Source organism: Pseudoclavibacter sp. RFBJ3 (assembly GCF_002931375.1).
GTDB lineage: Bacteria > Actinomycetota > Actinomycetes > Actinomycetales > Microbacteriaceae > Pseudoclavibacter.
The window spans coordinates 142,637-155,783 of the sequence record NZ_PSXZ01000004.1 but is presented as its reverse complement, the minus strand read 5'-3'; the positions used below and the strand labels follow the sequence as shown (position 1 = coordinate 155,783).

The window sequence follows — 13,147 nt, the reverse complement described above, 5'->3', positions numbered from 1 at the left end:
TCTCGGTGCTGCCCGGCTCAGTTCGCGACGGGCGTGCCGTGCGAGCGCTGGATGCTGCGGAGCTGGTCGAGCACGTGCATCCGCAGTTCCTCCGGGGCGCGCTCCTTGCAGGCTCGCTGTACGACCTCCATGAGCGAACGATTCACGTGCAGCTCGCTCTCGCAGTCCTTGCAGTGCTCGAGGTGCTCGCGAATGTCGCTCGCATCCGTACTGGCGAGCTCGTTGCGCAGGTACTCCTCGAGGGCGTCCTTCGCTTTCTCGCAGCCGCAATCGGTCATTTCTTGCTCCCTGTTTCCTGCTCGTCCCCGTCCAAGGGCGGAATGATGCCGTTCTCCCTCGCGTAGCCGGTGAGGCGATCGCGAAGCAGACGCCTGCCGCGGTGGAGCCGCGACATGACGGTGCCGACGGGGGTCTTCATGATGTCTGCGATCTCCTTGTAGGAGAAGCCCTCCACATCCGCGAGGAAGACCGCGAGGCGGAAGTCCTCCGGGATCGCCTGGAGGGCGTCCTTCACCGTCGAATCGGGAAGGTGGTCGATCGCCTCGGCCTCAGCCGACCGCGACGACGTCTGCGCGGTCGCCGACTCGGCGCCGCCCAACTGCCAGTCCTCGAGGTCTTCCAACGCATTCGCGTACGGTTCCCGCTGCTTCTTGCGGTACGAGTTGATGAAGAGGTTCGTGAGGATTCGGTACAGCCACGCCTTGAGGTTCGTGCCCTGCTCGAAGCGAGCGAACGCGACGAAGGCCTTCACGAAGGTCTCCTGCACGAGATCCTGCGCATCCGCGGGGTTCCGAGTCATGCGCATGGCCGCCGCGTACAACTGGTCGATGTACTGCAGCGCCTGCTCCTCGAACAGCTGTCGGAGTTCGTCCTGGTCTGGGGTCGCCTGAGGCGACTTCTGCTCACTCATTACGCGTGAGTGTACTGCCGTGCGCCGCTCAGCGGCTTGACGCCTCGGCGGCGCGAGCGTTGTCGGCAAGGGCTGCCCTCCTCTTCGATGTCAGGTGGAAACGCATTTCCGGGTGGTGCGCGCGTGTGTGGCGGTATCGTTGTCAACCAATGGAGATCTTTGGCTATTCCGGACCACGCTTCGACCTGTACCGAGATGACGAGGGCAGCGAGCCGCTGACCCTCGGCGACGGTCCGTGGGAGGCTCCGACGGCGACTTCGCCGATCGACGCGCGCCTGCAGATCCCCGGGTCGAAGAGCCTCACGAATCGCGAGCTCGTGCTCTCGGCGCTTGCGGAGGGGCCCTCGAAGCTCCGGCACCCGCTCTGGGCCAGAGACACGGAGCTCATGATCGACGCGCTTCGGCAGCTCGGCACCCAGATCACCGAGGTGCCCGGCGACGGGCGGTTCGGGAACGATCTCGAGATCACGCCCGGTGAGCTCGAAGGCGGCGTCTCGATCGACTGCGGTCTCGCGGGCACGGTCATGCGGTTCGTTCCCCCGCTCGCATCCCTCGCGCTCGGCCCGGTGGCCTTCGACGGCGACGAGGCCGCACGCCGACGCCCGATGAAGGGCACGGTCGATGCGCTCAAGGCGCTCGGCGTGGAAGTGCGCGACGACGGCCGGGGCGGCCTGCCCTTCTCGCTGTACGGCACCGGCGAGGTCGCCGGCGGCGAGATCACGATCGACGCGGGAGCCTCCAGCCAGTTCGTCTCCGGGCTGCTCATGGCTGGCGCGCGCTTCACGGACGGGCTCACGCTCATCCACTCCGGCGATCGGGTTCCGAGCCAGCCGCATATCGACATGACGCTGGCGGCGCTGCGCGAGCGCGGCGTCGACATCGACGACTCGACCCCCGGCACCTGGCGGGCCGAGCCCGGCGCCATCGACGGACGCGAGCTGACGATCGAGCCGGACCTCTCCAACGCGGAGCCGTTCCTGATCGCCGCGATCGTCGCGGGCGGCAGCGTCTCGATCGAGGACTGGCCGGAGTCGACCACGCAGGTCGGTTCGCACCTCCAGCATCTCCTCCCCCTGTTCGGCGCGAACATCTCGGTCGAGGACGGCGTGCTCACCTGCACGGTCGAGCGCGGCATCGCCGAGGGAGCCGAGGTGCCAGGTGTCGACCTGGATCTCTCCGAGGCCGGTGAGCTCGCCCCGAACCTGGCAGCGCTGTGCGGGCTGTGCACGACCACGAGCCGCATCACGGGAATCGCGCACCTCCGCGGTCACGAGACCGACCGCGTCGCGGCCATCGCGGCGGAGCTGCGCGGCATCGGCTGCGAGGTCACAGAGCTCGAAGACGGACTCGAGATCGTTCCCGGAGCGCGCACGGCGCACGAATGGCGAAGCTACGAGGACCACCGCATGGCCACGTCGGGTGCCATCGTCGGTCTCGCCATCGTGGGAGTCACGGTCGACGACATCCACGCGACGAACAAGACCCTGCCCCAATTCGTGCAGCTCTGGCAGGACATGCTCGACCAGGGCACGCACGGCGACCCGGATGAGGGCGAGGACGACGGCAGCGTCGACCTCGCGGCCTTCGCCATCTGACCGTGTCCCGCTCACTCGGCGACGCGTTCGACGCCTACGGCGACTGGGACGAGGAGGACATCCGTGTCCGCCCGAACCCCAAGGCGAACAAGCCCAGGTCCAAGCAGCGCCCGAAGCACAGCGATGCGGTGACGGGGCGCGTCGTCACCGTCGACCGTGGCCGCTACACGGTGCTCCTCGACGAGGGGACACCAGAGGAACGCACGGTCACCGCCGCGAAGGCGCGAGAGATCGGCCGCACGGCGATCGTGACGGGCGACCTCGTCGACCTCGTCGGCGACACGACCGGTGACACCGGCAGCCTCTCCCGCATCGTCCGCATCTGCGAGCGCAAGACGCTGCTCCGACGCAGCGCCGACGACACCGATCAGGTCGAGCGCGTCATCGTCGCGAACGCCGATCAGATGCTCATCGTCGCCGCGACGGCCCAGCCCGAGCCGCGGCCTCGACTCATCGACCGCTACCTCGTCGCTGCGCTCGACGCCGGCATCCAACCGCTCCTCGTGCTGACGAAGACCGACGTGGCGCCTGCGGATGAGCTCCGTGCGCTCGTCGAGCCCCTCGGCGTGAAGGTCTTCGAGTCTCGCCCCGGCGGTGAGCCCATCGAGGAGCTCCGCGCCGCCCTCAGCGGGCACACGACCGTGGCCGTCGGCCACTCGGGCGTCGGCAAGTCGACCCTCGTCAACGCGCTCGTCCCCGGCACCCTTCGCGAGACGGGTGTCGTGAACGCGGTCACCGGTCGTGGTCGTCACACGTCCTCCTCCACGCTCGCCGTCCGCGTCGAGGACTCGGACGGCCGCACCGGCTGGATCATCGACACCCCGGGCGTCCGCTCCTTCGGCCTCGGACACGTGAACCGCGACAACGTGCTGCAGGGCTTCACCGAGCTCTCCGCGATCGCCGAGGAATGCCCTCGAGGCTGCACGCACCGGGCCGACGCCCCGGACTGCGCGCTCGACGACGCCGTGCGCGACGGGGAGCTCGACGAGGCGGGAATCGCCAGGCTCGACTCCTTGCGACGCCTGTTCCTCTCCCTCGATCAGGCAGCGGACACCGCCTACTGATCACCGGGCTGGCCTAGGCTGAGCTGGTGGCCACCGAACTCCTGCACCCGCTCTCCTCCGACCTTCGCCTCGCGAGAGAGCTCGCCGACATCGCCGACGCGATCTCGATGAAGCACTTCAACTCGCGCTCGCTCGGGGTGTACGAGAAAGAGGACCGCACGCCGGTGACAGATGCGGACCGCGCTGTCGAGCAGGCGCTGCGCTCGCGTCTCGCGGAGACGCGTCCAAGCGACGCCATCCTAGGCGAGGAGTACGGCTCGCACGGCACCTCCCGCCGACAGTGGATCATCGACCCGATCGACGGCACGGCGAACTTCATGCGCGGCATCCCGATCTGGGCGACGCTCATCTCCCTCGTCATCGATGGCGTCCCCGAGGTGGGCGTCGTCTCGGCACCTGGCCTCAACCGCCGGTGGTGGGGCGCGACAGGCCAGGGCGCGTATCTCGATGACGACCTCAGCGACAGCGACGTCGCGACGGACCGGCGCATCCAGGTGAGCGCCGTCGACGAGCTCGAACGCGCCTCGATCAGCTACAACAGCCTCAAGGGCTGGGACGAAGCGGGGCGTTCAGCGCAGCTGCTGGAGTTCAGCCGTGCCGTGTGGCGCACGCGCGCGGTCGGCGAGGTCTGGTCGTACATGCTGGTCGCCGAAGGCGCGATGGAGGTCGCCGGCGAGTTCGATCTCCAGCCGTACGACATGGCCGCGATCGTGCCGATCGTCGTGGAAGCCGGCGGCACGTTCACGAGCATGGATGGCGAGGAGGGGCCGTGGCATGGGAGCGCCCTCGCCACGAACGGGCTCCTGCACGAGCAGGCGCTCAAGGCGCTCGCCGCGCGCTGACCTCAGCCCGGGTCCTGGCCCGCGCGGGTCACTCCCCCGCTGGCTGGGCGCGCTGGCGTCTGCGGTGGCCGGCGAGGTCGACGATGGCGACCACGAGCGTGATGCAGGACAGCCCGATGACGACGATGAGCCCGCCCGCGACGGACGCCTTGTACGCCTCCTGCACCACGGGCGAGCTCGTGTCCGGGCCCGTTCCCGCGACCTGCAGTGCCGCGACGCCAGCGAAGAAGACGGAGCTGCCGATCGCGAGCCCCATCGCGTTCCCGAGGCGCTGACCGACCTGCGCGAACGAGCCTGCGATGCCGGCCTGCTCGACGGGAACGTGCAGCAGCATCCGCATCTGGTTCGCCCCCATGACGAGCCCCGCCCCCGCTCCGGAGATGATGAGGGCGGCGCTCACCAGGTACGGCGAGAGCTCCGGCTCCGCCAGTTGGGTGACGACGAGCACCACCGCGTAGCCCACCGCGAAGAGGGCGACGCCGACAGCGACGAGCGTCGCGCCGTGGTGGAACGTCCACTTGCCCGACACCGCGGCGACCACGGCGGACGTGAGGGCGTATGGCACCGAGACTGCTCCGACCAGCACGGCCGGATGTCCGAGTCCCTGCTGGAGGAACAGCGTCACGAGCAGGAAGCCGACCGGCATGGCCGCGAAGAAGAGCGTCGTGATGAGCACCCCGTACCGGTACGAGGGCGTACGGAAGAGCGCGAAGTCGACGACGGGGGTCTTGCCGAGACGGAGATAGCGCCGTTCCCAGAGGATGAAGCCGACGAAGAGGGCGACCGCCGGTGCGATCAGCCACCACCGAGCGGGGTTGTCGGTGTCGCGTCCCGAGGTGAGGACGAAGGGCAGCATCGTCGTAAGCACGGCCAGGCCCAGAAGAGCGACGCCGAAGAGGTCGAGAGTCTGGCCTCGAGCCACCTCCTGCTTCGAGGGCAGGAGACGCCAGGCGAAAGGGAGCACGATGAGAGCGAGTGGGACGTTCATCGCGAAGGTCCAGCGCCAGCCCGCCTCTTCCCCGAGGAGGCCGATGAGCAGCCCGCCGATGGTCGGCCCGAACGCCGTGCCGAGGCCCACGATGGCGCCGAAGATGCCGAAGGCCCTGCCGCGCTCCTGCCCTGTGAAGAGCTGCTGGATGAGTCCGAGCACCTGGGGCATGAGGATGCCGGCCGCGAATCCCTGCAGGATGCGCCCGCCGATGAGCATCTCCGTCGTGACGCTCAGCGCGCACACGAGCGAGGCGAGTCCGAAGGCGACGAGGCCGATGAGGAACAGGCGCTTGCGGTTCCAGAGGTCGCCGAGCCTGCCCGAGGGGACGAGGAGGATGCCGAACGCGAGGACGTAGCCGGCCACGATGAGCTGCACGTCGGACGAGGCTGCCCCGAGGGTGTGCTCGATCGGCCCGAGGGTCACGTTGACCTTGGCGAGGTCCAGGATCGTGAGGACCGCGACCGCCGCGCACACGGCGAAGGCTGGCCAGCGCGATGCTTCCTGCGTGGATGGCGACGACGCGGACGACGGTGAGGTCGCGCCGAGCTGTTCGTCTGACCGCTGCTTGGGGGAAGTCGCGTCTCGTGGCATATGGAGCACATGCTACGCCGCTCTCCGGAACCGCACGGGCCGCTTCGCCTGGCCTGGGCCTCAGTGGTGATCTTCGGGAATGCGGCAATAGACTGGTCCAGTCGCGACTCCGGGAGCGGCATGGAGCTCTGGACCACGTACACCCCCACGAGGAGCAACGATGCGAACCGCCGCCGTACGAAGCGCCGCAGGCGCGTCCCTTGGGCTCAGCGCCCTCCTCCTGCTCAGCGGATGCACGCTGGTCACGACCCTCGCGGGTGGCGGCTCGGACCCGGTGGTGACGACGTCGTCCACCACAAAGGCGACGGAGTCGTCGACGACCACGCCGACGGAGAGCGAGACCGCCACGCCAACGCCGACGGCGGTCGCAGGGACGATGACCGGCATCGAAGATCTTCAGGTGGGCGACTGCTTCGACCTCGAGTCCGGCGCCGACGACGCCGAGCTGTTCCCGAACTGCGACTCGCTGCACACCTTCGAGGCGTACCACACGGAAGACATGCAGGGTGGTGCTGACTTCCCGGGCGATGCCGCGGTGGATACGGCGCTCCAGGACATCTGTTCGGCCGCCTTCACCGGCTTCATCGGCGCCGAGCCCTTCCTGACGAGCTGGAACTACACGGGCATAGTGCCGAGCGCGGAGTCGTGGGGTGGCGGCGACCGCGAGGTCCTCTGCATCGTGACTCCCGTGGACGGCCGGCCGACGGCTGGCACGGCAGCGGGCTCAGCCAGCTAGCCTGGGAGCGTGGCTCACCGACTCCCTGCAACGCTCCTGACCGCGCTCCTCGCGGGAGCCGCGCTGACGGCCTGCACGGCTTCGCCAGATGCTCCCCGGATGGTACCGATCACGGAGCTGTCTGCCGGTGACTGCTTCTCGTCGAATGCGGAGCAGACGGTCGCCACGATCGCTGGGTCCTGCGACACCCCGCATCTCTACCAGGTGCTGTCCATCGCGCCCTCGGAGCTGGGCGAGGGCTTCCCCGGTGAGGAGGCTCTGACCGCCGAGGCCGACGCGCAGTGCGCCGCAGATTTTGCTGGACTCGGCTCCAATGCCACGGCGGGGCTAACCGCCCTGCACCTCGTCCCGAGCGAGGCGAGCTGGGCCGAGGGAGACCGCGACCTCGCCTGTCTGGTCGCGAGCAGCGATGGCGCAGAGCTGACCGGCTCGCAGGTGCCAGCGGGGAGCTAGCTCCTCCGCTCGGTTGGCTGTGGACAAGCGCGGCTGGGTGTCGGAGGCTCCGGGTACCGTTCTCGACACAGCAGGTTCTCGATCAGTGCCGTTCGCGTCCGTCCCGGTTCGCGGAGATTGCAGGATTCCGCGTCCGGAGAGGAAAGACCCATGCCAGCATCCACCCAGCCGACCGCAGCGCTCCCCTCGGCGAGTGCCTCGACAGAGCTCGTGATCGGCGAAGATGGGCTGGCCCGCCCGCCCTGGGCGAGCCAGGATCAGCTGCTGATGGACTACTACGACACGGAGTGGGGCATGCCCATCGCCGACGAGCGAGGCGTGTTCGAACGGCTGTGCCTGGAGATCTTCCAATCCGGGCTCTCGTGGCGGCTCATCCTGCAGCGTCGTCCACTTCTCCGCGCCGCATTCAGCGGCTTCGACGTCGATGCCGTCGCCGAGTTCGGTGACGACGACCTCGAGCGGCTGATGCTCGACGCGGGTGTCATCCGCAACCGCCTGAAGATCTCGCCGATCATCAAGAACGCGCGGGCGACGATCGCCCTTCGCGAGAGCGAACCGCTGCACGAGCTGATCTGGAGCGCGAAGCCGCAGGCCACGCCGAGGCCCACGACCGTTGCCGAGGTCCCGAGCAGCAGCGAGGAGTCGAAGTGGCTGACGAAGCAGCTCAAAGCGCGCGGCTTCAGCTTCGTCGGACCGACCAACCTCTTCGCGCTCATGGAAGCCATCGGCGTCGTGGACACGCACCTGGTCGGCAGCCACAGGCGCGGCAGCTCCGGGGTGTGGCCGGAGAGCTGAGCGGCGTCACCCGCAGAGACAACAGTGCCCCGGCTGCCGAGTCGATGACCTGGCAGTCGGGGCGTTGCTCATGACGTGGGTTTCGTGGAGATGGGGGGAATCGAACCCCCGTCCACAACTACGAAACCGCGGCTTCTCCGGGTGCAGTCTGTCTACTGTTCTACTTGGCTCCGATCATGGGGACAGACACCTTGATCGACGAGCCCAGTTCCAGTGCAAGTCCCGTGGTGCCCTGAAACACAACACCACAGCAAGTTCCCTTAATGACGCCAGCTACCGGAGCGGGAACTCCCCCGGGCTGACGGACTATCGGACTCGCTTAAGCAGCGAGGGCGAAGTCGGTGCGCTTAGCGTTAGCACCTATGTTTTGCGAGGGGCGTTTACGAGATAACCCCGCATCCTCGACCCGCTTCACGCCGATTCACCAGTCATGTCGAAACCGATCATCCCCGTGAGCCGAGTCTCCTCGGCGGCGTTCCACGTCATGAGCACTGTTGAGTTGCAGCTGCCAGAAGAACTGGCAGCTCCTAAACATACGTCAAGTCGGCCGAGAAATCCACGTCTTCGGCTGCTCAGGGCAAGCCTGAAGGCGATTCCCGGGAGGACCAGTAACCTGAACCCCATGAGCGGCAATGACTTTGAAGGATTCGGGCGCCCGAATTGGCAGAAGCCCGAGAATGGCGACGAACACGCCCCGGAGTCTGGGGGCGAGTCTCAGGAGACGCAGGCGGGTGAACCACCGCAGCAGGACCTGCCAGAGGTGACCGAGCAGTCCGGGAACGCCGACGCGGTGTCCGGGCACGAGGGTTTCGGCGCGCACTTCGGCCGTCCCGCTGAGCAGCAGCCCGACGCGCCTGCTCCGGATGCGACCGGGTACGAGGCCCCCGCTGCCCCAACCTGGCCGCAGTCCCCAGAGCAGGACGTGCCGTCTGCACCCGTGACCCCTGTCGCGGATTCCTCGCACGAAGAGACGTCCCCGCCCGAGCAGAACAGCACCGAGGTCCTCGGCTTCGGCGAGGGGAACCAGACGGCGGTTCTCGGACGCGGCGACAGCAACCAGACGGAGATCCTCGACTCTGGAGCGCCTGCCGCACCGAGCTGGGACCAGTCCCCCGCCCAGGACCAGGGTGCTTGGAACGACCAGGGCGCAGCGGCTCCCGGCGCAGCGTGGGACCAGCAGGCGTCAGCTCCTGCCTGGGGGCAGTCTGCCCCAGAGGCGCAGGACGCACCGACAACGCAGACACCAGCCTGGAACGCCCCCGCCGGCCAGGACGGCCAGGGGCAGGGCCCGGGTCAGGGCGGCTTCGACGCCCCGGCGTACGGCGACCAGAACCTCCCGCCCGCCTACGGTGGCGGGAATGAGGCACCGGCCTACGGCTCCACCGCGTCGGCCGCGGCAGCGCCCGCCTTCGGCGCGGCCTACGGCGCACAGCAGCAGGCCGGCGCGTGGAACGGCACGCCGGACAACCAGACCCCAGCCCCCTACGCGCCGGGTCAAGCACCCGGCCAGGCTGTCGGCGCGCCAGCGTTCGGCGACAACGGAGGCGGCGGCTTCCAGGGCGGCGGCCCCGGTGGCCCGAACGACTTCGGCAACGGCGCTCAGCGGAAGAAGCCCTGGTTCCGGAAGCCAGCCATCCTCATTCCGGCGATCATCGGAGTCGTCGTCCTCGTGGGCGCGGCCGTGGCGATCCCCGTCACCATTCACAACAACAACGTGAACCGCGGCGACGAGCTGGCGGCGGCGTTCCAGACCGATCTCGACGCGCACTACGCCGACTGGACGACCGAGAACCTCGACCTCGCCTCGAACGTCACGATCTCCGCATCGCTCGGCGAGAACACCGACTTCTTCTCGCAGTCCGCGGCGCAGATGTCCGACTTCTCGACCCGCTGCGGAAACGTGGCGACAGCCGAGACGACCATCACCGACCTCGCGAGCTCGACCGTGCCCGCGCTCACGGTCGAAGAGGGCGCAGACGCCTCCGAGGCGTACAAGGAGGCGCAGACCGAGAGCGATGGGCTGAGCGAGCGACGCGACATCGTCGCGAACTTCGCCGACACGGCCAGTGCCGACGTCGCCGCCCTGCAGCAGTTCTGCGAGGCGTTCCCGAAGTACAACTCGATCTACAACACGTTCGGAACGCAGCTCGCGGCGCTGTCCAGCACCGTCTTCACGATCCCGGACGGCCAGAACATCGACCTCGGGAACAACCTGTACTACCCGTGCAACGTGTCGACGGGCTGCCCCGACTACAGCGACCCGAACATCGGCACCAAGATCGCCGATTCCATCAAGTCGACCTACGTCGACTTCTACCGCGGCATCGCCGACCTAGCCGCGTCCGACTGCTTCCTCGACGAGCTCAGCGACGTGTGCACGAGCTACAGCACGGAATTCGGCAAGGCAGCGGATGCGGCGCAGGCGGCTTCCGACTCGTACCGCTCGGAGACGCTCAGCCTCACCGTCGGCGCAGTTCCCTTCGCGAACTCCGCACCGCTGTTCACGGCGATGTTCGACTCGTTCGATGCGGCGGATGCGGCCGTGCAGACGGCGTGGTGGAGCGCTGATCCCTCCTCCAACGGGCAGAGCGATCGGGGCTGGCAGTCGCGCAGCCTGAAGACGCTCCTCTCGGCGCACGAGAGCTCGATCGCGACGCTCGTCGAGAGCGTGCGCTGACCTCCTGAAGCGCGGACAGCGATGCGGCCCCCGATCCACTGGATCGGGGGCCGCATCGCTGTTGCCGCTCCTCGTTCGAGGAGCGTCAGGGGTCACTCCCCCATGTACTTGCGGGAGGCCACTGCCCTGTCGGCCTCGCGCTTGTCCTGACGCTCGCGGAGGGCGTGGCGCTTGTCGAACTCGCGCTTGCCCTTGGCGACGGCGAGTTCGACCTTGGCCCGGCCGTTCAGGAAGTACAGCGTGAGCGGGACGAGCGTGTACCCGCCCTCCTTGGTCTTCATCGCGAGCTTGCGGATCTGCTCCTTGTGCAGCAGGAGCTTGCGCTTGCGGCGCGGGGCGTGGTTGTTCCAGGTGCCCTCGAGGTACTCGGGGATGTGCACGGCGTCGAGCCACGCCTCACCGCGATCGATGTACGCGTATCCATCGACGAGGGAAGCGCGCCCCTGACGCAGCGACTTCACCTCGGTCCCGTTGAGCACGATGCCCGCTTCGAGGGTGTCCTCGATCAGATAGTCGTGCCTGGCTCGACGGTTCGTCGCGACAGGCTTTGTCCCTTGCTCCTTTGGCATGGCCTCTTCCTCTCTCGACGGCAGACGATGGACAGCCCGCTATCTTACGACACGGGCTGTCCATCGGTCTACTCTGCGGGTTTCGTGCGGGTCAGACCTTGAGGTACTTGTTGATCGCGATGCGCGCCGACGCCCAGGCGAGCAGCACGCTCACCACGAGCAGCACGGGGAGCGCAAGCAGCGCCTCCGGGACTCCGATGAGCGAGACGAAGGGCAGCTGGCGTCCAAGGTAGCCCTGCACGAAGAAGTGGGCGATGGCGAGCGTCGCCCCCGACGCGAGGACCGCGCCGATGAGGGCGGCCACGATTCCCTCGAGGATGAACGGCGCCTGGATGTAGCGGTTCGAGGCGCCGACGAGACGCATGATGCCGATCTCGCGGCGGCGACTGATGGCGGAGAGGCGGATCGTGGTCGCGATGAGCAGGGCGGCCGCGACGAGCATGACGACGGCGATGCCGATGGCGGAGAGGCTCGCGACGTTGAGCAGCTCGAAGATGCTCTCGAGGTACTGCCGCTGGTCGGTGACCGCTTCGACTCCGTCGTAGCCCTCGAGCTGCTGGATGATGATGTCGGCCTGGTCGGGGTCGGTCAGCGTGATGAGGAAGCTCTCGGAGAGGTACTCGGGCTCGACGAAGGAGACGATCGGGTCACCGGCGAACTGCTGCTGGAAGTTCGCGTAGGCCTGGTCCTGGTCCTCGAAGACGTACTCGTTGATGTACGGCGTGAGCACGGCACCCTGGAGGGCCGCTTCGACGGCCTCGCGCTGCGACTCGCTGGCCTGCCCACCGGCGCAGTTGGGGGCGCTCGAGACGGAGGAGCACAGGTCGACCGAGACCTGGGCGCGGTCGTACCAGAACGACTTCATGCTGCTGATCTGCTGCTGCATGAGGATTCCGGCGCCGACGAACGTCAGGGAGACGAAGGTGACGAGCACGACGGAGATGACCATGCTCGAGTTGCGGCGCAGTCCCTGCCACATCTCGGCGAATACGCGGCCGATCATTTGACGTCTCCAGTGTTCTTCGTGGTCGATTGGCCGGCGACGCGCGAGGCAATCGAGTCGGCGATGGATGTGGGTGCCTGAGATTCGACTGCGGCTTCGTCGTCCTGCTCAAGCTGGTTGGCGGCTGCCGTCTCGGCTTCGGTGAGGGGGACGATCCCGGGCTGGTAGACGCCGTCTGACTCGTCGCGCATGATGATGCCGCCGTCGAGCTCGATGACGCGTCGGCGTTCCTCGTCGACGATGGACACGTCGTGGGTGGCCATGACGACGGTCGTGCCGTTGGCGTTGATGCGCGCGAGGAGGCGCATGATGCCGCGGCTCGTGACGGGGTCGAGGTTTCCGGTCGGCTCGTCCGCGAGGAGGATGTCCGGCTTGTTGACGACGGCGCGCGCGATCGCGACTCGCTGCTGTTCCCCGCCGGAGAGCTCGTGCGGGAACCGGTTGGCCTTGTCGCCGAGGCCGACGGTCTTGAGGACGTCGGGGACCGCCTTCGCGACGTGCCCACGCGACTTGCCGAGCGCTTCGAGCGCGTAGGCGACGTTCTCGAAGACGGTCTTCCCTGCGAGGAGGCGGAAGTCCTGGAACACCATGCCGATGCTGCGCCGGTAGTACGGCACCTTGCGGTTGGAGATGCGGCGCAGGTCCTGGCCGAGCACGTGCACCTGGCCTCGGCTGGGTGCGTCTTCTCGGAGGATGAGGCGGAGGACGCTGGACTTGCCGGAGCCCGAGGGGCCGACGAGGAACACGAACTCGCCGCGCAGCACCTCGAAGGTGATGTCGTCGAGTGCGGGGGCGGCGGTGCCAGGGTAGACCTTGGCGACGTTATCGAATCTGATCATGGCGCTAACAGGGTAGGCACCGGACTGGCGTCAGCCCGGCGCGACATGCAGAAGTGGTCAGACGCGATGGTCAGCTACCCGA

The 13,147-nt window shown here is 67.9% G+C and carries 13 protein-coding genes and 1 other RNA gene; 7 read left to right on the top strand and 7 right to left on the bottom strand.

The annotated features are described in order from the left end of the window. Positions 1-17: 17 nt before the first annotated feature. Both C5E07_RS04570 and C5E07_RS04565 read right to left on the bottom strand, forming a co-directional pair. Positions 18-278: a zf-HC2 domain-containing protein gene (locus tag C5E07_RS04570; protein ID WP_104241529.1), complete on the bottom strand. Its 261-nt coding sequence runs from the start codon at positions 276-278 to the stop codon at positions 18-20. Then, positions 275-910 carry a sigma-70 family RNA polymerase sigma factor gene (locus C5E07_RS04565; RefSeq protein WP_104241530.1) on the bottom strand — a complete coding sequence of 212 codons (636 nt, stop codon included), beginning with the start codon at positions 908-910 and terminating at the stop codon, positions 275-277. Before C5E07_RS04565 ends, C5E07_RS04570 begins: the two co-directional genes overlap by 4 nt. Before the next feature lie 149 nt (positions 911-1,059). Between C5E07_RS04565 and aroA the strand changes: the two genes are divergently transcribed. Genes aroA through C5E07_RS04550 form a run of 3 tightly spaced genes read left to right on the top strand, consistent with a single transcriptional unit; the run spans position 1,060 to position 4,411 of the window. Continuing rightward, a complete protein-coding gene (gene aroA / locus C5E07_RS04560; protein WP_104298602.1) occupies positions 1,060-2,505 on the top strand; it encodes a 3-phosphoshikimate 1-carboxyvinyltransferase in 1,446 nt (481 codons plus the stop codon). Between the two features lie 2 nt (positions 2,506-2,507). Then, positions 2,508-3,569, top strand: a complete 1,062-nt coding sequence (gene rsgA / locus C5E07_RS04555) for a ribosome small subunit-dependent GTPase A (protein WP_104298601.1) — start codon at positions 2,508-2,510, stop codon at positions 3,567-3,569. Positions 3,570-3,595: 26 nt separating this feature from the next. Continuing rightward, positions 3,596-4,411, top strand: coding sequence for an inositol monophosphatase family protein (locus C5E07_RS04550; protein WP_104298600.1), 816 nt, complete (start codon positions 3,596-3,598; stop codon positions 4,409-4,411). A 28-nt stretch (positions 4,412-4,439) separates the two neighbouring features. Here the strand turns inward: C5E07_RS04550 and C5E07_RS04545 are convergent, their stop codons facing one another. Then, positions 4,440-5,993 (bottom strand): MFS transporter, encoded by a 1,554-nt coding sequence (locus tag C5E07_RS04545; protein ID WP_104298599.1) that lies wholly within the window; start codon positions 5,991-5,993, stop codon positions 4,440-4,442. Positions 5,994-6,153: 160 nt separating this feature from the next. On the opposite strand from C5E07_RS04545, the gene C5E07_RS04540 reads away from it, so the two are divergent. The 3 genes from C5E07_RS04540 (at position 6,154) to C5E07_RS04530 (ending at position 7,977) form a co-directional block, all read left to right on the top strand. Beyond that, entirely contained in the window at positions 6,154-6,729 is a 576-nt protein-coding gene (locus C5E07_RS04540) for a septum formation family protein (RefSeq protein ID WP_104298598.1), read from the top strand. A 9-nt stretch (positions 6,730-6,738) separates the two neighbouring features. After that, positions 6,739-7,182 (top strand): septum formation family protein, encoded by a 444-nt coding sequence (locus tag C5E07_RS04535; RefSeq protein ID WP_146080506.1) that lies wholly within the window; start codon positions 6,739-6,741, stop codon positions 7,180-7,182. 150 nt (positions 7,183-7,332) lie between these two features. Next, the gene (locus C5E07_RS04530) at positions 7,333-7,977 is read left to right on the top strand and encodes a DNA-3-methyladenine glycosylase I (RefSeq protein WP_104298596.1); all 645 of its coding nucleotides are present in this window, start codon (positions 7,333-7,335) and stop codon (positions 7,975-7,977) included. Positions 7,978-8,059: 82 nt separating this feature from the next. Here the strand turns inward: C5E07_RS04530 and ssrA are convergent. Next, positions 8,060-8,428, bottom strand: a transfer-messenger RNA (tmRNA) gene (gene ssrA / locus C5E07_RS04525). 171 nt (positions 8,429-8,599) lie between these two features. Here ssrA and C5E07_RS04520 point away from each other — a divergent pair. After that, on the top strand, positions 8,600-10,654 hold the full coding sequence (locus tag C5E07_RS04520) for a hypothetical protein (protein WP_104298595.1): 2,055 nt from the start codon (positions 8,600-8,602) through the stop codon (positions 10,652-10,654). A 92-nt stretch (positions 10,655-10,746) separates the two neighbouring features. Here the strand turns inward: C5E07_RS04520 and smpB are convergent, their stop codons facing one another. From smpB to ftsE, 3 genes are all read right to left on the bottom strand, one after another. Next, the gene (gene smpB / locus C5E07_RS04515; RefSeq protein ID WP_104241539.1) at positions 10,747-11,223 is read right to left on the bottom strand and encodes an SsrA-binding protein SmpB; all 477 of its coding nucleotides are present in this window, start codon (positions 11,221-11,223) and stop codon (positions 10,747-10,749) included. A gap of 91 nt (positions 11,224-11,314) precedes the next feature. Further along, positions 11,315-12,226 (bottom strand): permease-like cell division protein FtsX, encoded by a 912-nt coding sequence (gene ftsX, locus C5E07_RS04510; RefSeq protein WP_104241540.1) that lies wholly within the window; start codon positions 12,224-12,226, stop codon positions 11,315-11,317. Continuing rightward, positions 12,223-13,065 carry a cell division ATP-binding protein FtsE gene (gene ftsE, locus C5E07_RS04505; RefSeq protein ID WP_104298594.1) on the bottom strand — a complete coding sequence of 281 codons (843 nt, stop codon included), beginning with the start codon at positions 13,063-13,065 and terminating at the stop codon, positions 12,223-12,225. Before ftsE ends, ftsX begins: the two co-directional genes overlap by 4 nt. Positions 13,066-13,147: the final 82 nt, after the last annotated feature.

Bases quoted from the DNA above. Each gene is read 5' to 3' on its own strand.
- ftsE (WP_104298594.1), bottom strand. From the start codon at position 13,065: ATGATCAGATTCGATAACGTCGCCAAGGTCTACCCTGGCACCGCCGCC.
- C5E07_RS04545 (WP_104298599.1), bottom strand. From the start codon at position 5,993: ATGCCACGAGACGCGACTTCCCCCAAGCAGCGGTCAGACGAACAGCTC.
- C5E07_RS04565 (WP_104241530.1), bottom strand. From the start codon at position 910: ATGAGTGAGCAGAAGTCGCCTCAGGCGACCCCAGACCAGGACGAACTC.
- C5E07_RS04520 (WP_104298595.1), top strand. From the start codon at position 8,600: ATGAGCGGCAATGACTTTGAAGGATTCGGGCGCCCGAATTGGCAGAAG.
- aroA (WP_104298602.1), top strand. From the start codon at position 1,060: ATGGAGATCTTTGGCTATTCCGGACCACGCTTCGACCTGTACCGAGAT.
- C5E07_RS04530 (WP_104298596.1), top strand. From the start codon at position 7,333: ATGCCAGCATCCACCCAGCCGACCGCAGCGCTCCCCTCGGCGAGTGCC.
- ftsX (WP_104241540.1), bottom strand. From the start codon at position 12,226: ATGATCGGCCGCGTATTCGCCGAGATGTGGCAGGGACTGCGCCGCAAC.
- smpB (WP_104241539.1), bottom strand. From the start codon at position 11,223: ATGCCAAAGGAGCAAGGGACAAAGCCTGTCGCGACGAACCGTCGAGCC.
- C5E07_RS04540 (WP_104298598.1), top strand. From the start codon at position 6,154: ATGCGAACCGCCGCCGTACGAAGCGCCGCAGGCGCGTCCCTTGGGCTC.
- C5E07_RS04570 (WP_104241529.1), bottom strand. From the start codon at position 278: ATGACCGATTGCGGCTGCGAGAAAGCGAAGGACGCCCTCGAGGAGTAC.